The sequence below is a fragment of the Rhodococcus sp. MurmanLake-1 genome (assembly GCF_056945715.1).
The window spans coordinates 40,539-58,756 of record NZ_JBWZNF010000018.1 but is presented as its reverse complement, the minus strand read 5'-3'; the positions used below and the strand labels follow the sequence as shown (position 1 = coordinate 58,756).

The window sequence follows — 18,218 nt, the reverse complement described above, 5'->3', positions numbered from 1 at the left end:
TGTGTATTGCATTCGAGTATGCGACGCGCGAAGCATCGCAAGCACTGCCGAAATGGATACCCGAAGCTTCAGGGCTACTCCATATCGGCAACGACAGCTAGCCTTGATCAGGTGACGGTTCCGATCTCGTGGCTCTTGCGCCAGAAACACCTCTCGCTGGCTCTGCTCACCGACCGAGCAGCCGCCACCCACCCCGTCACGTTTGCGCAGGCCACAGAGCTGACGGACCCCACCCCGTGGCTTTCCGGCGGCGAATTGGTGCTCACCACCGGGCTGGCACTGGTGGGCGCGGACGCCACCGACTACAGCGAGTACATCGACCGTCTGGCCGCCGCAGAAGTATCGGCTCTGGGTTTCGGGACCGGCCTTTCCCACGAGAGTGTGCCCGCAGACCTGATTGCCGCCGCCCGCAGTCGCGGGCTCCCCCTGCTGGAAGTGCCGTTCACGACCCCGTTCGCGGCGGTCACGCGCGCGGTGATGACCCGTCTGAGCCAGCAGGAATACGAATCGGTACTCCGCGCGGCAGAAGTACAGACACGCATCACCCGCGTTGCGCTGCGCGGAGGCGTGTCTGCCATCGTGCGTGAACTGGCCACGGCCACAAAAACTTCGGTGGCGTTTGTCGGAGATCGGATCACCGCGGTGCATCCGGCAAACCAGAAGTCGTTGATCACCGAGGTTCGCGCGGTCGCGGCGACCACCCGCGATCCCAACGCTCCGGCGTCGATCTCGCAGAGCACACCCGAACGGACGCTGACACTGTCCCCCGTCGGCGTCACCGACAGCTGGCACGGCTACCTCGCAATGGCGGGCGCCGGGCCCCTGAGCAATATCGACAGAGTGTTGCTCGGGCATGCGGTCTCGCTGCTCACTCTCGAACTCGAGAAACCGGTTCGACTACGGGCCGAGCGAACTCGACTCAACGCCATGGCTTTCGGGCTCTTACTCGACGGCCGAATCCCCGAGGACGGTGTGCCGTCGTACTTGGACGAAGCGAGCGATACGCACGGCAATGTCCGTGTCGTCCACGTTCGCGGATCCGGACTCGGCCCTGTTCTTCGCGAACTCGACAACGCTCTCGCGCGAGCAGGCCGGCCGTTGTTCGCGCAATCCGAGGACGGTTCGCTGACCGTCCTCCTTCGCGGAACCGACACAATCGACACTGCCAAAACACTACTGGCGCAGCTCTCCCCCACCGAGGCGAAGACGGTGCGGGCCGGAATCAGCACCCCTCACCGTCTTCTGGACGCACCGCGCGCACTCGTCCAGGCCCGCGCCGCGGCCAATCTCACGACGGCCACTGCCCGCATTCTCGAGTTCGACGCTCTGAGTGGTTCGACGATTCTGGCATCCGAGCCTGCCCGTGAGGCACTGATCGCAATGGCTGCGGACACCATCCCGGTGCTGACGGAACACGACCAGGCACACGGGACCGCGCTGGTCGCGTCTTTGCGCGCCTATCTCGAGGCAAACGGCCAATGGGAATCGGCCGCAGCCGAACTCGGTGTTCATCGGCACACCCTCCGAGGTCGCATCGCACGCATCGAGGAACTGCTGCAATGCGACCTCGGACAGGCCAGGGTCAGAGCCGAACTGCTGCTATCGCTACTCGCCTGGGAGGGTCGCTGAACGCTCCGCGGCGTGCACCGAAGCGAAACCGGACGCACCGCGAACGAGTAGTTCGAGTTCGGCGTCGACCGTGCAGAGACGGGCGGTGTCCAGCGCTCCACTGCGGCTCACGCTCGACATCAAAGCCGTGAACCGGCGCACCGCTTGCGGATTGGCGGCGGTCCACAACTCGACGACCTCCGGAATACCTTCTCCGAGCGCTCCGGACACGAGGTCCGCGAAACGCGCCGTCAACCTGGCGTGGACGGCAGCGCTGCCCATGACCTCCCAATGCGAGGCACCGACGGCAACGTCGACGCCCCCGAGAACGTCGCCCAGATCGAGGGTGTCGGAGAGTTCCCGGTAGATCGCAGCCGCGGCCTGAACCGTCGTATTCTCCTGCAACGCAATGTCAGCCAGGGCGAGCGCCCCGAAAGACGCCTCGATGCGGTCGCTGGCCGACAGCCCTTCGGTGAGAGCCCGCACCGGCGCGGCCCATCGATCGATGTCGGCTCGCGGGTTCACGGTGAACCGGCCGGCTGCTCCCGGACGACGCAACACCCAGCTCATCTCGGATTCCAACAACTGCTGCAAGCGATCGAGAGCCTGCAACTGCTCGGTGGCGCGCAGCTCAGAGTTCAAGATCTCGCGCCGAAGTTCCTCGGTGCCGAGCACTTCGCTGACCACTGCGTAGGCCAGAGCCGCTTCCGGACTGTGGACTCCGAGGTGTTCCTCCAGCCGGAACAGCACGCCGGGTCCGACGCGGTTGACCAGTTCGTCGACCACCGAGGTGATGATGATGTCGCGGCCCAACCGATGTGCGCGGACCGCGTCCGGTGCTGCCTCGACGACGGAGAGCGGGAAGTACTGCGGGAGACGATCGGCGAAGATCTGATTGTCCGGGACGGTCGACGCCCCCAATTCCGCCGTCAGCACGTTCTTCGACTGCGCCACCAGCACAGCAAGTTCCGGACGGAGTAGGCCCTGCCCGGCTCGCGCCCTGACCGCCAGCGCCTTGGCGTCCGGCAATGATTCTTCGAGGCGCTTCATCGCGCCCGCCGAGACCAGGTTCTCGATCAACCGTTCGTGCTGATCGAGTAGGGCGGGAGCGCGGTGCTCGGCCAGGCTGATCGCGAGGGTCTGATCTTCACTGGCCTCGAGTACCGATGCGGCTACCTCGTCCTGGGCCGCCGCAAGTAGTTCATTGCGCGAGGTCGCGTCCAACTCTGCGAGTGCGATCTTGATGTTGACCTCACGGTCCGAGGTAGCCACGCCGGCCGCGTTGTCGATGAAGTCGGCGTTGATTCGTCCTCCGCCAGCGGCATATTCGATGCGGGCACGCTGGGTGAAACCCAGGTTGCCGCCCTCACCCACCACGGTTGCACGCAACTCGTCAGCGCTGACGCGAACTGCGTCGTTGGACGGATCGGCCGCGTCGACGTTGCTTTCGGTCGACGCCTTCACGTAGGTGCCGACGCCACCGTTCCACAGCAGGTCCACTGGAGCGCACAGGATCGCTCGGATCAGTTCCTGCGGAGTCAGCTTCTCCTCGGTGATACCGAGAACCTGACGCGCCTCGAGCGGAAGACGGATCGACTTCGCGCTACGTGGCCAGACGCCACCGCCAGGCGACATCACGGTGCGGTCGAAGTCGTCCCAGGACGAGCGCGGCACGGTGAAGAGACGAGTGCGTTCGGCAAACGTCGTCTCGGTGTCGGGGTTCGGGTCGATGAAGATGTGGCGGTGGTCGAATGCCGCGACCAGACGGATCTTGTGCGAGAGCAACATTCCGTTACCGAACACATCGCCGGACATGTCACCGATGCCCGCGACGGTGAACGGATCGGTGTCGACGTCGAGGTCACGCTCGGCGAAGTGGCGTCGAACCGCTACCCAGGCGCCGCGAGCGGTGATGCCCATCGCCTTGTGGTCGTAGCCGGCCGAACCGCCGGAAGCAAAAGCGTCGCCGAGCCAGAAACCACGTTCGACGGCGATGCCGTTCGCGACGTCGGAGAACCGTGCGGTCCCCTTGTCCGCCGCCACGACGAGGTAGGAGTCTTCACCGTCGTACTCGATTACTTCTGCCGGGCGCACCGCTGCGCCGTCGACGATGTTGTCCACCACGTCCAGCAAGCCGCGGATGAAGGTGCTGTACGACTCCTGCACCTGCGCCGGGGTCGGTGACGACGTGCCCCGAACCACGAACGCACCCTTGGCTCCCGAGGGAACGATCGGCGAATTCTTCACGCTCTGGGTCTTCATCAGACTCAGAGCCTCGGTGCGGAAGTCCTCGTATCGATCCGACCAACGCAGGCCACCACGGGCGACGGAGGAGCTACGCAAATGCACGCCTTCGACATTGGGTGCGCTGACGTAGATCTCGCGGAAAGGAACTGTCTTCTGCGGGGTGGAGAGCAACTGCGAGTCGATCTTGAACGACGCGTACGGCAGCGGCTCGCCGGCCTCACCGCGCAGGTACCAGTTGGTGCGCAGAGTCGCCTGCAAGAATGAACGCACACCGCGCAAGACGCGATCCTCGTCGAGAGTGTCTGCACCGTCGACTGATTCGTCGATGGCCGCCGCCGCGGTGGCCACGGCCGTCTCACGCGAACCTGCTACTGCGGGATCGAAACGCGCGGTGAAGAGTTCGATTGCCTGCCGTACGAAGAGCGGCTTCGCTGCCAACACTCCGACGATGTAGCTCTCGGACAACCCGATACGAGCCTGAGCGAGGAAACGGCACGCAGCGCGCAGCAACTCTGCGTCGCGCCACGTGATGTCTGCTCGTCCGATCAGACTGGAGAATGCGTCCATCCGGGTCTGTCCGGCGATGACGGCTTCGAAGGCGTCCGCCATCTTCTCGAGCGCACTGCCGTCGAAGGTGCTCGGCTCGAAGGTGAAGTAGTGTGCCGAACCCAGAACGGTCGGAAGCGGGCGGTGCGTCGAAACTCGGAGTCCGAGGGACTCGAAGTTCTCGCACAGATCGGAGAGGGAGGGCTCTCCGGACGGCCACAGCACCACACAGGTCAGATCGTCACTGTTCAGGGCATCGCTGGTCAAGTCGTCGCTGTTCAAGTCGTCGCTGTTCAAGTCGTCGCCCTGACGGAAGACGAGTCGCTGGCCCGCTGCTGCCAATTCGGCGACCAGTTCGAGCGCCGGGTCACCGGATCGATCACCGCCCGCGGGTCTCGATTCTGCAGCTGCGGTCTTGGTCGCCGATGATGTGCTCGCCATTGAACACCCTCCTGGAAATTATTGGATCCGAACACTTTCCAGTGTTGCGTGGATCACCGGAAAGAGGTCGTGCCCGATAGGAGTACCAACCCCCATCGGGCACGACATTTCGGCAGTTGCGGTGAGCTCAGTCGCCCAACCTGATCGGAGCGAGCTCCTCGAACACGTCGCCGGGTCCGGGATTCTCGGTAGGTGCAGCGCCGCCGAGATGGTTGACGACGCCCCATACCGCGTTGATCGCGGTCTGGATCGCGCCCTCGGCCCAGCCGGCAGTCCACGACACGTCGTCTCCGGCGAGGAAGATTCCCCGATGACGCGGTTCGAGATCATTCTGCACGAAGTGAGAGAACAGGCGCTCCTGGTACCGGTAGTGCCCCGGAAGGTTCGCCTTGAACGCACCCATGAAGTCGCGCTCGGTTTCCCACGACAGCGTCACCGGGCTCGAGATGATGTGGCTGCGGAAGTCCACGCCTGGGTAGATCTCTTCGAGAGAGCGCAGCATGATGTTCATGCGCTCGGTGGCGTCGAGCGCCAGCAGCTTCAGCGAATCGTCCGACCAGGTGTACGACAAGCAGATCAGGCCTGGCTTGCCCTCGCCCTGATCGAGCAGGTAGGTGCCGCGACTCATACGGTCGGTCAGTGTCATCGACACCGAATCACGGCCGGTCACGGGGTCCTTGTCCTTCCAGAACGGGCGGTCGACGAGAACGAACACCTTGGTCGAACCCATGTAGTGAGTTCGCTCGATCGCAGTCCAGTGGTCGATCGGGAACAGATCGTCGTCACACCTGATGTTGTTCAGCAGCATCCAACTCTGCACTGTCACAACGGCACTCGCATACGTGCGAATGAAACCTCCGGAGTCCGTCACCGTGATGTTGCCGGGCTCGGTACGCCGGAGTTCGGTGACGCGGGGACGCGTCTCGCCGTCGTTGAGCGAAGCGACCGTAGTACCGGCAGGCCAATGCGCCATGTGCTCCGGGGCGCGGTTCCACAACCGCATCGGCAGTTGCTGCGATCCACCCACGATGCCGCGGTGGTCGTCGTCGGCGGCCGTGATGACCACACGAAGGATTTCGAGGATCGAGTTGGGGTAGTCGGTATCCCAACCACCCGTACCGAATCCGACCTGCCCGAACACTTCCCGCATATGGAAGGACTTGAAGTGCTTCGACGCGGCGAGGAATCCGTAGAACGTCTGGTCGTCGTAGCGCACCACGAGGTCGTTCCAGATCCGCTTGATCTCTGCGGTGTCGCGGTCACGAATGGCCTGCTGCAACGGAATCAGATCGGCGTGCTCTTCGAGAGTGCGCTGCCAGGCCTGCGCCACCTCGGTGTAGATCGGCGGCAGATCCTCGAGAGTGTGCGCGTAGTGGCTCTCACCCTTGAGATCGATGACCGTGCTCGGCGTGACCTCGGCAAGGGGATTGGGGAACTCCTCGGTCTGCAGACCCAGTTCGTTCAGGTAGTGGAACAACGTCGTCGACGACGGTGGGAAACGCATTGCGCCCATCTCGGCGACAACCCCGGGGTGCCCGTCGAACTCGACCGACCGCATCCGGCCACCGATCTGATCAGCTTCGTAGACAATCGGTTTGAGACCGACCTTGAGCAACTCGTAGGCCGCGATCATGCCGGAGAGTCCACCACCGATCACGGCAACTTCTGTACCCAGTGCCAGATCGGGCACCGAGCCGAGTCCCGCCGGACTGGAAACGTAGTCGTCGTACGGGAACGGAAAATCCGGCCCGAACATCGTGAGGGGCGGCTGCTTGCCGGGTTCCGAGGAACTGTCCGGAGCTACTGGGATGGTCATCTACGGTTCTCCTTGGAGACAGTCGTGACAGAAAGGTCTGGATACAGATCGAGGCGTCGATCGTCGAGATGCGTGTTGAGGGTGCGCGATTGCGAGACGCTGGCGGCGGCGATATCCGCGAAGAGCAATTCCTGGCCGCCCTCTGCCCGCGCCAACTCGGCACCGTCGGGTGCGATGGCGCACGAGAGACCGCAGTAGGTCAGCTCGGTTTCGGCGCCACAGCGATTGACGTAGGTGACAAACATCTGACTCTCGTATGCGCGGGCCGGAACCACTTGCTGCGCAATGTGTTCGTACGGAGTCATCAACCCCGTCGGCACGATGAGCCATTCGGTACCGGCGTCGGCATGGGCCCGAACCGCTTCCGGAAATTCCACGTCGTAGCAGATCAACAATCCGCAGCGGATGCCCTCGAAGTCGAACCCGATCACCAGGGTCTCACCTGGCCGGAAATGTTCGCGGTCGAGCGTGCCGAACAGGTGTGTCTTGCGGTAGTGCGCAAGCGAAGTGCCATCGCGGTCCACCACCTGCACGCTGTTGTAGACGTCTCCCCCGTCGAGTTCGGGGTAGCCGTAGACGACGGCGATGCCTGCACTTCGAGCAATCTCGGCGACGGAATCGAAGATAGGGCCGTCGGCCGGTTCCGCGCGCAGCGACACCAGTTCGCCGATGTCGTAGCCGGTTGCGGACATCTCCGGCGTCAGCAGGATCTTCGCACCGGATGCCGCAGCCTCGCGGGCAGCGGTGTCGATTGCAGCGAGGTTGAACTCCACCGACGCAAAGGTGTCCGGGGTGGTGAGCGGACCTTGGAACAGGCCAACTCGAACTGAATCGACATGCATGGTGCGCTCCTTCAGGAGTTCCGTGACGCCAATTTTCGACGGTGTGTGTGACGGGGACAACTACCAGCGTGACGGGTGCCGCCAATCATGTCAACTCTTGTTTCCTAAGAATCAACATTCACAGATTCGGGTCTCACGAAGGCGACGCGCGTGGCCCTTCCGGCAATGCCGGATTCAAGACCCACAGAACCTTCGCCAGAACCGAGCCTTCGGCCTGAAAACTATGGTTGTGCGTCGGCGTGAATGTGAAGGAATCGCCCGCCGCAAGCACGACGTCCTCGGCATCGACGGCCTCACCGTTCGGATCCGTCCGACCGCCCTCGAACGAGACCCGCAAGCCGCCCTCCAGCACGTGCACGAAGTTCACGTCGATCGGCAGACTGTAGAACTCCTGACCACTTCCGCCGCCTGGTTCCAGCTCGCCGAGCAGCACCTGAATTCGACGCTCGTTGGTAGGCGTGAGCAGGTACTCCGTCATCTTTTCGCCGCCGAAGCTGATTTGCGGCATGGCGTCGGCGCGGACTACTTCACCGGCGGACGCATTCTCGAACAGGGATCCGACGGGGATCTCGAGCACCGCGCACACCTTGATCAGGGTCGCCACCGACGCGTTGACGTGATCGCGCTCGAGTTTCGAGAGATACCCCTTGGTCACACCACAGGCCTCGGCCAGGTCGTCGAGGGTCAACCGCTTCGATTGACGTGCCGCCTTGAGCCTCGCCCCGATGCGCGGTCCGACCGGCTCGACCGCTTCCTTCGCCTTGGCCACTGAACCCACTCCTTCACGACCACCGTGTCCCTTTCAGGAAACAGGGGTTGACAACCGAGCCTCTTGAAGAAACCATACTTGCTCAGAGAGCTACATCACTGAAGGGCGCCCGGTGTGCGCCGAATCGAGAGCAGGGACCTCTGCACATGGCTACCAACAACCCCGGATCGTTCATCGGACCCGTCGACGCCACGCGCGTCCCCCGCTACGCCGAGCCGACCACTTTTGCGCGTCTGCCGCGCCTCGACGAGGTCTCGCGCGCCGACGTGACAATCCTCGGCATCCCCTTCGATTCGGGTGTCAGCTACCGACCCGGCGCTCGGTTCGGTCCGGGGCACATCCGCGCTGCGTCGAAGCTGCTGCGTCCGTACAACCCCGCGCTCAAGGTCTCCCCCTTCGCCAACCAGCAGGTAGCCGATTTCGGCGACATCGGAGTCAACCCCTTCGACATTCAGGAAGCTCTCACGACGGTTCAGTCCGCCGTCACCGACCTGCGCGCCGACGGTTCCTCTGTGCTCACGCTCGGCGGCGACCACACCATCGCACTTCCGATCCTGCGTTCACTGGCCCGCGATCACGGCCCGATCGCCGTCCTGCACTTCGACGCTCACCTCGACACCTGGGACACCTACTTCGGTCAGCCTTTCACCCACGGCACCCCCTTCCGCCGCGCCAGCGAAGAAGGCCTGATCGACATGGAGCGTTCGCAGCACATCGGCATCCGTGGACCGCTCTACAGCGAGAAAGACCTCGAAGACGACCGCGTCCTCGGCTTCCAGGTGATCCGCAGTGACGACTACGAGGTCGACGGCGTCGCCAGCATCGTCGAGCGCATGCGTAAGCGCCTCGACGGTGGCCCGGTGTACGTCTCCGTCGACATCGACGTGCTCGATCCCGCCCACGCTCCGGGTACTGGAACACCCGAAGCGGGCGGCATGACCTCTCGCGAATTGTTGAACACACTGCGCGGGTTGGTGGGACTCAACGTGGTCGGCGCCGACATCGTCGAGGTAGCGCCGGCGTACGACCACGCCGAGATCACCGGTATCGCAGCGGCTCACGTCGCTTACGAGTTGCTGTCGGTGCTCGCACTCAATCGCTGAAGCAGCACAACGGTATCCGTCGTGTGATGCATCTCGGGGTTCGCGGGAAGATCACGTTCCCGCGACTCCGAGACCAACACCTTCCAACCATCGGCGAACAGCGACTCCACGTATTCGGGTGTATGGAGCATGGCCCGATGATGCTCGGTCGGCGACTCGTGTGGCGAGTGGCCCACGATCAGCAAATGCCCGCCGGGCGCGACCAGATCTCCGAGAGCACGGAACAATTCCCCGCGCGCGGGTTCGAGCATGTGGAAGAACTGCGCGGACACCAGATCGAACGATCGACCCTGCGGATCCCACTTCGTCAGGTCGGCTTCCAGCCATTCGATGTCGACGCCCTCGCCCTCGACGTGAGCCTGGGCGCGACTGAGCGCAACCGACGATATGTCGGTGCCTGTGACCTTCCACCCGCGACGTGCCAACCACAAAGCGTCGGCGCCTTCGCCGCAACCGACGTCGAGTGCAGTGCCCGGTTCGAGGTCGGAGGCTTCGGCAATCAACTGTGGGTTGGGATTTCCGCTCCAGCGCGCGGGACGTTCCTCGTACAGCGAGTTCCAGAACTGTGCGTCCGCCTTGGCGTACGGATTCTCGGTGGTTTCAGAGTTTTCGTGGTGATTGTGGTGTTCGTGGCTCATGCACCCAGGATGAACGACCTTCCACAAATCACGCAACCATCTTTGCCGAAACAGCAACTTCTCCATTTCGACGCTCTGCTAACGTCACGCTTCGTGGCAGGTGGATTTCCCGTGTTTCGTCTCTACTGCAACTCAGAGGGCTCACACGTTTTGTGTTGTGCGCATTTCCCCGAGTTCAGCGGTTCGAACGCGGACGAAGAGTTCACCACTCAGCAGAGTTTCGACCGCGCAGTCGAGAAGATGCTGCGCGAGGCGTCCTTCGAACCGACAACCCTGACGTTGGTGGGCGAGCAACAGGGATATCCAGTCGGAGCCCACCTGTTCGATGCGACGGTTCCGCGAACCGGCAGCGTCTCCTTTGCCTTTCAAGAAGCCGGACCGCCGTGGATCGTTCTCGGCCTCGATGTTTCTTCTGAAAAATTCTGGTCCGAGATCGACGAAGACGAAGATCTCCTCGCCCTCGGCCCGATCTCTCCGTTGACGTCGGTCCCTGCCGTTGTACTCACTACAACCGGGTGGCCACAGCGAAATGACCTCGACTCGCTTTGAGCCAGACTGGTTCATCACCCCGGTTCTCGTGAAATCGGACAAAAATCCACCCCTTTTTCGTGAAGATCGACCGAGATGCCCGTCACGTCCTACGCCAAGATTTAGCGGTCACACTCGACCGCGCCCTCTCGAACTTCGCTCGGGCCCTGGCTCCTTCACGGAGGCACAATGAAACACCGCTCTTATCCGGCACTTGCAACGGCCGCGGGGCTCGCACTCGTGTTGTCGGCTTGCAGCTCGGGAGGCACGTCCTCGGGCTCCGACGGCGGTGAACCTCTGACAGACGGAACCTTCCGTTATGCGTTGCAAGCCGATCCGGGTGCACTCAACCCGATCATGTCCGGCTCCGCGGCAACCGCTGACATCTCGAGGCTGGCCTACGACTCCCTGGTCTACCAGGATCCGGACACCAGTGAATTCAAACCGTGGTTGGCAGAGAAATGGGAAGAGACGCCGACCTCCGCATCCTTCACCATCCGCGAGGGAGTGACCTGTACCGACGGGTCGACGCTGAACGCGCAGACCGTCGCGAACAACATCAACTTCGTGGCCGATCCGGCCAACGGTTCACAACAACGCGGCACTACGGTCCCCGTAGGCGCTTCGGCCACTGCCGATCCCGCGACCCGCACCATCACGGTCACCACTCCGGCGCCGAGCCCCTTCCTCCTCCTCACGGTCAGTCGCCTCCCGATCATGTGCGACGCCGGACTCGCGGACCCGACCGCCTCGAACAAGAAGTCTCTCGGTTCCGGGATGTTCGAAGTCACCGAAGTCGCCGCCAACGACCACTACACGTTCGAGCGTCGTGACGGCTACAACTGGGGCCCCGACGACACCACCTCCGACACACCAGGTGTCCCCAAGACCGTCATCGCTGTCATGGCACCCAATGTCAGCACCGCCGCAAACCAGCTTCTCTCCGGCGAACTCAACGCATCTCCGATCGCCGGTCCGGACAAGGACCGGATCGAAGCCGCCAAGTTCGCCTCGATCAATCGCCCGATGCCGTCCGGTCAGATGTACTTCAACCAGATCGCGAACAATCCCACCAGCGATCCCGCCGTTCGCAAAGCACTCATCCAGGGAGTCAATCTCGACGATCTGGCAGAAGTTATCACTGCCGGCCAGGGCACCCGCGCAACAAGTCTCGTCGGTGTAGAGCCCCGCGCCTGCGTGTACGACTCCGTCACCGGCAACATTCCGGACTACGACGTCAGCGCAGCGAAGGCAACCTTGGACGCGGCCGGCTGGACCGCCGGGTCGGACGGAAAACGAAGCAAAGACGGAAACCCGTTGACACTCCGCCTCTTCTACGCAGGAGGCGAAGAGGCTCGCAGCGCAGCAGCCGAACTCGCTCAATCTGCATGGTCGGATCTCGGCGCAAACGTCGAGGTAACGGGAGCCGACCAGACCAAAGTTGTCGACGTCATGCTCAGCGGTAAAGACAACAATCAGTGGGACATCGCATGGATCCAGATCAACAATTCGATTCCCAGCGGGTTCACCCCGTTCTTCACCGGACCTGCTCCGGCAGCCGGTAAGAATTTCTCTTCGATCAACAACCCCGCCTACGAAGCAGCGGTGGCCAAGGCTTCCGGGTTGACCGGCGACGCAGCGTGCGCAGAGTGGGCAGACGCCGAGTCGCAGATCACCAAGACGGTGTCCGCGGTGCCGTTCGCGAATACGAACATGAGCTTCTACTTCAACAAGGCCGGGCTCGCATTCGGTAAGTCCTTCATCGGGTCTGCACTGCGTCTCTACCAGTAGTCCGATCGATCGAAACCCCTGTGGCAACGAGATATGTCAGATCAGTGCGATCTGACGTATCTCGTTGCCACACCTATCGTCTCGTTGTCCAGCTCGACGTAGGTCAGCTGAGGAATCGTGGACGCAAGTTCCGTGAAAGACCACTTCGCAACATTCTCGAATGACGGACGGAAATCGAAAATCTCCGGCCAGACCCCGCTCGCCAATCGCTCGGCGCACCGATCGACGGACTCGTCCAGAGCGTCCGTGTCGACAAACCATCCACGTTCGCCGAGTTGGTCGTCCTCGAACGAGAACCCGACTCGCATCGTCACGCGAAATCCCTCGGCAGGCATCAGCGGCGGCAAATTCTTTGCGTCCCGCACGGGTGCCGGAAGCCCTTGCCTCACAGCGAATGTACGACGGATCTCGATGCTGAACATGACGACCACGGTATCAATGTTCGTCGAACACAGTTCTACGAGCGAACGAGCCTCGCAATCGCATCGGTCGCTTCCTTCACCTTTGCCTCCGCCTCGGGACCACCGTCAACGGCAGCTTTGACGACGCAGTGGCTGATGTGGTCCTCGAGCAGCCCCATGGCCACCGCGTGGAGAGCCTTGGTCATCGCCGAAACCTGCGTGAGAATGTCGATGCAGTACTTGTCCTCGTCGACCATGCGCTGCAGGCCGCGGGCTTGACCCTCGATGCGACGCAGGCGCCCTAGGTAGTCGTCCTTGGCGGTGATGTAGCCGTGGGAATCACCCGTGCAGCACACATCGCCGGTCGTATCATTGCCCGGGGCACTGCTTGGAGCGTTGCCCACTTCTGTCGCTTCCGACATTCGATGTCCTCCTGTTCGTCAACGCGTGACTTCGCAACAATTCTCGTTACCGGGGCGATGTGCGGATACTCTTCGACTTCCGTTGTCTTGCAGAGCAATCAGTGCGCACATCGCCACGCATTTCGCTACTGCACGAACAGATGGGTGCATGGTGATCGCCCATGCCCGTTTTCCCGTTGCTGCGAAACTCATTCGGTCTCAGTGCCCGTGGTGCGAGTGGCTCGAGTGTTCGGCCCCAGGCGTGGTCGCATTGTCGGCCGTCAGAGTGAATTCCGCCGTACGCACCACTTCGCCATGTTTGAAGTCCAGGAACAACCGGTAGTCCTCAGCGCTCGGCATGTTGGCGTAGAAGGTGATTGCCGGTCCAGCCGGCGTGACACCGTCACCCGGATGACCATCCGGATGCACATGGAGATAGGCGAGGTCGGAGGCACGCAACGCGACCAGATGCCCGTACGCGGCAAGGTAGGGCTGCAAGTCTGTGACTGGGATTCCGTCACGACTGACCGAGAGCGTGAGCTTCGATGTCTGGCAGGCATGGGCCGCGCCTTCGAGAGAGACGGTATAGCCGTCGACCGTCGTGACGGCAGCAGCGGCGGGCAACGGCCGAGGATCATAGGACCCGGCGACGCGTACATCCGCACTCAGCGTCATTCCGTCACCCCCGTCCGGGGTGAAGTCAGCGAAGACTCGGTAGTCTCCCGCGTGATCGAAATCGACTGACACACGCCAGTTTCCGTTCTCGTCCAATTCGGGATGCACGTGTTGGAATCCGGTCAGGTCCAGACCGACCACGATCAGATGCAACTGCTTGTCGTGGGTGTCGGTGTACCTGGTCAACGGAGTTCCAACCGAATCCAGGATCCGGAACTGCAAGGGGACATGGCTGCCGACGGCCGCCTCCGACGTTGCCAATTCCAGTGTGTAGCCGTTGCCGCTGAACATCTTGCCCTCCAAAGTTTGGGTCGGCAGCACTTCCGTTGCCGTCTGCGTCGGGTTCGACACTCCTTGAATTCGAACCTGTTGCAATTTGTACCATACCCCCCTAGGGTATGCAACGAACTACTCGAACACCATGAATTCACTCGAAGGAGATCCGATGCGCATCTACGCAGAGCGCCGGCCGAATGAGTTCCAAGAACAGCATTTCCCCGCGCACCTCGACGAAGCGCTGCGCCGATGTCGCCCAGGCTCGCTTTCGACACCCCCTGACCACACGAGCATCACCTATACCCCGTAGAGGTAAGGAACTCAGAATGTCCACACAACCGAAATCCACCCGTAAGTGGTGGGCGTTGGCGTTGATCGCCGCCGCTCAGTTCATGGTCATCATGGACACCTCGATCATCGGTGTCGCTCTCCCCCAGATGCAGAGCGATCTCGGCTTTTCCCAGGAAGGCCTGACCTGGGTCTTCAATGCGTACGTCATCGCATTCGGCGGGCTACTCCTCCTCGGCGGCCGCCTGTCCGACCTGTTCGGCGCCCGCAGAGTGTTCTCCGCTGGTTGGCTGATCCTGCTGATCGGTTCCGTTGTCGCCGGTGCCGCCGGTAACGTTGCCGTCGAACTTGCGGGCCGCGCCGTTCAGGGTGCCGGTGCCGCACTCATCGCACCATCGGCGCTCACCTTGCTGATGATGCTGTTCGGCAGCACGCAGAAAGAGATGACCAAGGCGCTGTCCATCTACGGCGCTGCCGCCCCGGCAGGCGGTACGGCCGGAGTGTTCCTCGGCGGCGTCATCACCGAATACACCAGCTGGCCTTGGGTGTTTTACCTCAACATTCCCATCGCCGTCATCGCGCTGATCGCTACTCCCCTCCTGATGCCGAACGCACCGGCACGTACCGGGTCGATCGACTTCCTCGGCGCACTCGCTGTCACCGCAGGTCTTGCTGTCGGAGTCTTCGGCATCGTCAGAGCACCTGATGTCGGATGGGGATCCGGGCAGACGTGGCTGGCGCTCGCCGTTTCGGCCGCTCTGTTGGGTGCATTCGTGTTGATCCAGTCCAAGCGTCGGGAACCTCTGGTGCGTCTGGGAATCTTCAAGGCGCCCAACCTCGGTGCCGCGAACATCGCTGAGCTCGTCCTCGGCGCTGCCTGGATACCGATGTGGTTCTTCCTGAACCTGTACCTGCAGCAAGTGCTCGGATACAGCGCCTTCCCGGCCGGTGCGGCGCTGCTGCCGATGACGATCTTCGTCATGCTCGGCATGGTCGTCGTGGCACCACGGGCCATGGCACGCTTCGGTGCAAAAGCGATGATCGTGACCGGATTGCTGGTACTGGGAATCGGTTTGGGTTGGATGTCGTTGATCCGGCCCACCGGCAACTTCTGGGTCGACGTACTGCCGGCGTCGCTCGTGGCTGCGGCAGGTATGACGCTGGCGTTCATTCCCTCACTCGGTACGGCGATTTCGGCTGCACGCCCGGAAGAGGGCGGATTGGCTTCCGGCATCGTCAACGTCAGCTACCAGGTCGGCTCGGCTGTCGGCCTCGCGGTGATGACCGCGATCGCAGCAGTGTTCGGCGCTGATCAACTCGGTGACCTGACGGAGTTGACGAACGGTTTCTCCGCCGTGTTCCTGGGAGCAGCCGCCATCGCAGTGGTGGGCGCAGCAATCACCGCGGTCGTGATGCGGTCGACCAAGGTCGACGATCCTCGAACCGTTCAATCCACCGTCAATTCTTGACCAACTCCGGTGGTGGGTTCGGCCGGCTGTCACCAGCCGAACCCACCACCGGCGGAACCACTTAGGACTCGTTATGTCGCGCCTTGCATCTCTCACACCCGCCACCGCTGTCGGTGCATCTAAAGACCTTCTCGCCGAACTCGTCAACCGTCATGGACAGGTCGGTGACATGGTCGCGGCGATGGCTCATTCGCCCGCCGTACTGGGTGGCTATCTGCAACTCAGCCGGGCAATGAAGCGAGCGAAACTGAGCCGCAAGATCACCGAGCGAATCTCGATCGCCGTGCAGGTCCAGCAAGGTTGCGCTGTTTGCCTCGAAGCCCACGTTGCCGCCGCGCACGCCAACGGCGTCGAGGCGGACGAGATCGAGCGTGCCCGCGCGGGCACGTCCGCCGATCCTGCCATCGCGGCAATGATCGACCTCGGACTTCGCGTCTATCGGGAGCCTGCCTCGATTTCAGACGAACACATCGCTGGCCTTCGAGCGCACGGCTACGGTGATCGCGAGATCGCTGACGTCGTCGGAATCGTCGCCCTCAATGTCCTGACCGGAGCTTTCAATCTTGTCGCGGGAGTGAAACCAGATGAACCGGACCGCTAGGACCGCACCGGAACGGAACAGCATGCGTCTGTTCTTGATTCGCGACTATCGCCTGCTCTTCAGCGCCCAGATCATCGCGCTGTTCGGCACCGGATTGGCGACGGTTGCGCTGGGTCTACTCGCCTACGAACTCGCTGGGCCGAGCGCCGGAGCTGTGCTGGCCACCGCGCTGACGATCAAGATGTCCCTGTACGTCGTGATCGCTCCACTCGCGGCGGCGTACGTCGACCGGTTGCCGAGACGGGCTTTCCTCGTTGCCCTCGACGCCCTTCGTGCAGCGGTCGTGATCGCATTGCCCTTCGTCAGCGAGATCTGGCACATCTACGTGCTGGTAGGCGTTCTCCAAGCTGCGTCGGCAGCGTTCACTCCCACGTTCCAAGCGGTCATTCCTGACATCGTGACCGACGAGGCCGATTTCACCCGCGCACTGTCGGCATCGCAGGTCGCTTACACTATGGAAAGCCTGCTCAGCCCTGTTCTTGCCGCAGTCGCACTGTCCTTCATGACATTCAACCTGTTGTTCGTCGCCACCTCCGTGGGCTTTGCGGTCTCGGCACTGCTCGTGCTGGCCACCCGAATCCCCAACGCTCGCCGGAGTACTCACCGCAAGGCGTGGGATCGGATCGCGTCGGGGGTGCGAATCTTCGTGACCACACCGCGACTGCGCGGCATCATGGCACTCAATCTCGTGGTGGCAGCAGCCGGTTCGATCGTCGTGGTCAACACCGTCAACTACGTCCGCGACGAGCTCGGTGGAACCCAATCCGACGTGGCGTGGATGCTTGCCGCGTCAGGCACCGGCACGTTGGTGACCGCGCTGCTTCTTCCACGCGTTCTCGACAGAACCGCTGAACGCACTGTGATGACAGCAGGTTCCGTTGTCCTGGTCGTCAGTGCCAGCGCGGCAGCCGCCCTCGCCGTGGCCGGTGTATTCACGTGGATGCTCACTGCCGCAGTGTGGGCACTCGTCGGCGCCGGGATGGCCATGATCGTCACGCCGACCGGAAAAGTACTTCGGCGCTCCGTCGAGCCCGCAGGTATACCGGAGGTATTCGCAGCCCAGTTCTCCCTGTCGCACCTTGCCTGGCTTGTCACCTATCCGATCGCCGGATGGGTTGGTTCGAGCGCGGGATTTGCGGTCACCTGGAGCATCCTTGCAGCGCTTGCCGCAGTGGGAGCCGTTGCAGGATTTGCACTTTGGCCTCGGGAGACAGTTGCTGAATTGCCCGGACAAGCGACGTACGAAACCACGCGAGGCGAATGCACCTTGGCGGCCACCCAGTGCGCGTGCGCTCGCACCGTCTGATGTCGACGGTCTGCCCGAACCCCGATTGGGCCTCAACGAAAGTGGTGGTGCAGCCATCGCCTGCACCACCACTTTTCGCTCAGCTCACGTCAGCGTACTTCCGCGGATTTGCGTCGAATCGAGGACCACAACCCTTGCAGCAAAACCAGTACCGATTACCTTCGTAGTCACGGAACAGGCCTTCCGCTTCGGCACGCGCCTTTTCGATCACACTGCCGGGCATGACCCGACATTCGACGAGTTCACTGCTGCCAGAGTTGAGTAGGTCTTTCCCACCGGTCGGCATCGCCGTACCGACAGTGCCTACAGCGCCATTGGCGTCGGCCTTCGGGGTATTTCCACAGCCACAACTACTCATTGGGATTCCTGTTCTTTTGCTGGACGGATGTGGCCGGGAAAGCGAGCCCGACACAACCACCAATATACCCCCTATAGGTATATTGGAGATAACTTGAAGGTCTGCGCGTACAGC

Annotated in this window: 16 protein-coding genes; 7 read left to right on the top strand and 9 right to left on the bottom strand. The window is 62.4% G+C overall.

The features are described from left to right. Positions 1–111 precede the first annotated feature (111 nt). The gene (locus AC2ETI_RS29855; protein ID WP_019746725.1) at positions 112–1,629 is read left to right on the top strand and encodes a PucR family transcriptional regulator; all 1,518 of its coding nucleotides are present in this window, start codon (positions 112–114) and stop codon (positions 1,627–1,629) included. Here the strand turns inward: AC2ETI_RS29855 and AC2ETI_RS29850 are convergent. The 4 genes from AC2ETI_RS29850 to AC2ETI_RS29835 form a co-directional block, all read right to left on the bottom strand. Next, on the bottom strand, positions 1,606–4,842 hold the full coding sequence (locus AC2ETI_RS29850; protein WP_483634808.1) for an NAD-glutamate dehydrogenase domain-containing protein: 3,237 nt from the start codon (positions 4,840–4,842) through the stop codon (positions 1,606–1,608). The two genes, AC2ETI_RS29855 and AC2ETI_RS29850, sit on opposite strands and share 24 nt — an antisense overlap. A 127-nt stretch (positions 4,843–4,969) precedes the next feature. Beyond that, complete coding sequence (locus tag AC2ETI_RS29845; protein WP_428691449.1) at positions 4,970–6,658, bottom strand: flavin monoamine oxidase family protein; 1,689 nt, start codon at positions 6,656–6,658, stop codon at positions 4,970–4,972. Continuing rightward, on the bottom strand, positions 6,655–7,500 hold the full coding sequence (locus AC2ETI_RS29840) for a carbon-nitrogen hydrolase family protein (RefSeq protein WP_256065486.1): 846 nt from the start codon (positions 7,498–7,500) through the stop codon (positions 6,655–6,657). The genes AC2ETI_RS29845 and AC2ETI_RS29840 overlap by 4 nt, the downstream gene beginning before the upstream one ends. A gap of 133 nt (positions 7,501–7,633) precedes the next feature. After that, positions 7,634–8,269 (bottom strand): helix-turn-helix domain-containing protein, encoded by a 636-nt coding sequence (locus AC2ETI_RS29835; RefSeq protein WP_020968310.1) that lies wholly within the window; start codon positions 8,267–8,269, stop codon positions 7,634–7,636. A gap of 146 nt (positions 8,270–8,415) precedes the next feature. Between AC2ETI_RS29835 and speB the strand changes: the two genes are divergently transcribed. Beyond that, positions 8,416–9,372 carry an agmatinase gene (speB, locus tag AC2ETI_RS29830; RefSeq protein ID WP_003941134.1) on the top strand — a complete coding sequence of 319 codons (957 nt, stop codon included), beginning with the start codon at positions 8,416–8,418 and terminating at the stop codon, positions 9,370–9,372. On the opposite strand, the gene AC2ETI_RS29825 is transcribed toward speB, so the two are convergent. Continuing rightward, the gene (locus AC2ETI_RS29825; RefSeq protein WP_483634807.1) at positions 9,336–10,010 is read right to left on the bottom strand and encodes a class I SAM-dependent methyltransferase; all 675 of its coding nucleotides are present in this window, start codon (positions 10,008–10,010) and stop codon (positions 9,336–9,338) included. The two genes, speB and AC2ETI_RS29825, sit on opposite strands and share 37 nt — an antisense overlap. A 93-nt stretch (positions 10,011–10,103) precedes the next feature. On the opposite strand from AC2ETI_RS29825, the gene AC2ETI_RS29820 reads away from it, so the two are divergent. Both AC2ETI_RS29820 and AC2ETI_RS29815 read left to right on the top strand, forming a co-directional pair. Then, positions 10,104–10,559 (top strand): hypothetical protein, encoded by a 456-nt coding sequence (locus tag AC2ETI_RS29820; protein ID WP_387405045.1) that lies wholly within the window; start codon positions 10,104–10,106, stop codon positions 10,557–10,559. Between the two features lie 168 nt (positions 10,560–10,727). Further along, positions 10,728–12,329, top strand: coding sequence for an ABC transporter substrate-binding protein (locus AC2ETI_RS29815; RefSeq protein ID WP_483634806.1), 1,602 nt, complete (start codon positions 10,728–10,730; stop codon positions 12,327–12,329). A gap of 41 nt (positions 12,330–12,370) precedes the next feature. Here the strand turns inward: AC2ETI_RS29815 and AC2ETI_RS29810 are convergent, their stop codons facing one another. From AC2ETI_RS29810 to AC2ETI_RS29800, 3 genes are all read right to left on the bottom strand, one after another. Further along, positions 12,371–12,751 carry a 6-carboxytetrahydropterin synthase gene (locus AC2ETI_RS29810; RefSeq protein ID WP_029254379.1) on the bottom strand — a complete coding sequence of 127 codons (381 nt, stop codon included), beginning with the start codon at positions 12,749–12,751 and terminating at the stop codon, positions 12,371–12,373. Between the two features lie 35 nt (positions 12,752–12,786). Further along, positions 12,787–13,152, bottom strand: coding sequence for a metal-sensitive transcriptional regulator (locus AC2ETI_RS29805; protein WP_020968305.1), 366 nt, complete (start codon positions 13,150–13,152; stop codon positions 12,787–12,789). Positions 13,153–13,350: 198 nt separating this feature from the next. Beyond that, on the bottom strand, positions 13,351–14,157 hold the full coding sequence (locus AC2ETI_RS29800) for a hypothetical protein (protein WP_483634805.1): 807 nt from the start codon (positions 14,155–14,157) through the stop codon (positions 13,351–13,353). Positions 14,158–14,408: 251 nt separating this feature from the next. On the opposite strand from AC2ETI_RS29800, the gene AC2ETI_RS29795 reads away from it, so the two are divergent. The 3 genes from AC2ETI_RS29795 (at position 14,409) to AC2ETI_RS29785 (ending at position 17,746) form a co-directional block, all read left to right on the top strand. Continuing rightward, positions 14,409–15,839, top strand: a complete 1,431-nt coding sequence (locus AC2ETI_RS29795; protein WP_483634804.1) for an MFS transporter — start codon at positions 14,409–14,411, stop codon at positions 15,837–15,839. A gap of 73 nt (positions 15,840–15,912) precedes the next feature. Then, complete coding sequence (locus AC2ETI_RS29790; RefSeq protein ID WP_021333740.1) at positions 15,913–16,440, top strand: carboxymuconolactone decarboxylase family protein; 528 nt, start codon at positions 15,913–15,915, stop codon at positions 16,438–16,440. Then, positions 16,424–17,746 (top strand): MFS transporter, encoded by a 1,323-nt coding sequence (locus AC2ETI_RS29785; protein WP_019746698.1) that lies wholly within the window; start codon positions 16,424–16,426, stop codon positions 17,744–17,746. The genes AC2ETI_RS29790 and AC2ETI_RS29785 overlap by 17 nt, the downstream gene beginning before the upstream one ends. Before the next feature lie 79 nt (positions 17,747–17,825). Here the strand turns inward: AC2ETI_RS29785 and AC2ETI_RS29780 are convergent, their stop codons facing one another. Continuing rightward, the gene (locus tag AC2ETI_RS29780; protein WP_020968300.1) at positions 17,826–18,104 is read right to left on the bottom strand and encodes a YHS domain-containing protein; all 279 of its coding nucleotides are present in this window, start codon (positions 18,102–18,104) and stop codon (positions 17,826–17,828) included. Between the last annotated feature and the right edge of the window lie 114 nt (positions 18,105–18,218).

Bases quoted from the DNA above. Each gene is read 5' to 3' on its own strand.
- AC2ETI_RS29850 (WP_483634808.1), bottom strand. From the start codon at position 4,842: ATGGCGAGCACATCATCGGCGACCAAGACCGCAGCTGCAGAATCGAGA.
- AC2ETI_RS29845 (WP_428691449.1), bottom strand. From the start codon at position 6,658: ATGACCATCCCAGTAGCTCCGGACAGTTCCTCGGAACCCGGCAAGCAG.
- AC2ETI_RS29840 (WP_256065486.1), bottom strand. From the start codon at position 7,500: ATGCATGTCGATTCAGTTCGAGTTGGCCTGTTCCAAGGTCCGCTCACC.
- speB (WP_003941134.1), top strand. From the start codon at position 8,416: ATGGCTACCAACAACCCCGGATCGTTCATCGGACCCGTCGACGCCACG.
- AC2ETI_RS29825 (WP_483634807.1), bottom strand. From the start codon at position 10,010: ATGAGCCACGAACACCACAATCACCACGAAAACTCTGAAACCACCGAG.
- AC2ETI_RS29815 (WP_483634806.1), top strand. From the start codon at position 10,728: ATGAAACACCGCTCTTATCCGGCACTTGCAACGGCCGCGGGGCTCGCA.
- AC2ETI_RS29810 (WP_029254379.1), bottom strand. From the start codon at position 12,751: ATGTTCAGCATCGAGATCCGTCGTACATTCGCTGTGAGGCAAGGGCTT.
- AC2ETI_RS29805 (WP_020968305.1), bottom strand. From the start codon at position 13,152: ATGTCGGAAGCGACAGAAGTGGGCAACGCTCCAAGCAGTGCCCCGGGC.
- AC2ETI_RS29795 (WP_483634804.1), top strand. From the start codon at position 14,409: ATGTCCACACAACCGAAATCCACCCGTAAGTGGTGGGCGTTGGCGTTG.
- AC2ETI_RS29790 (WP_021333740.1), top strand. From the start codon at position 15,913: ATGTCGCGCCTTGCATCTCTCACACCCGCCACCGCTGTCGGTGCATCT.
- AC2ETI_RS29785 (WP_019746698.1), top strand. From the start codon at position 16,424: ATGAACCGGACCGCTAGGACCGCACCGGAACGGAACAGCATGCGTCTG.
- AC2ETI_RS29780 (WP_020968300.1), bottom strand. From the start codon at position 18,104: ATGAGTAGTTGTGGCTGTGGAAATACCCCGAAGGCCGACGCCAATGGC.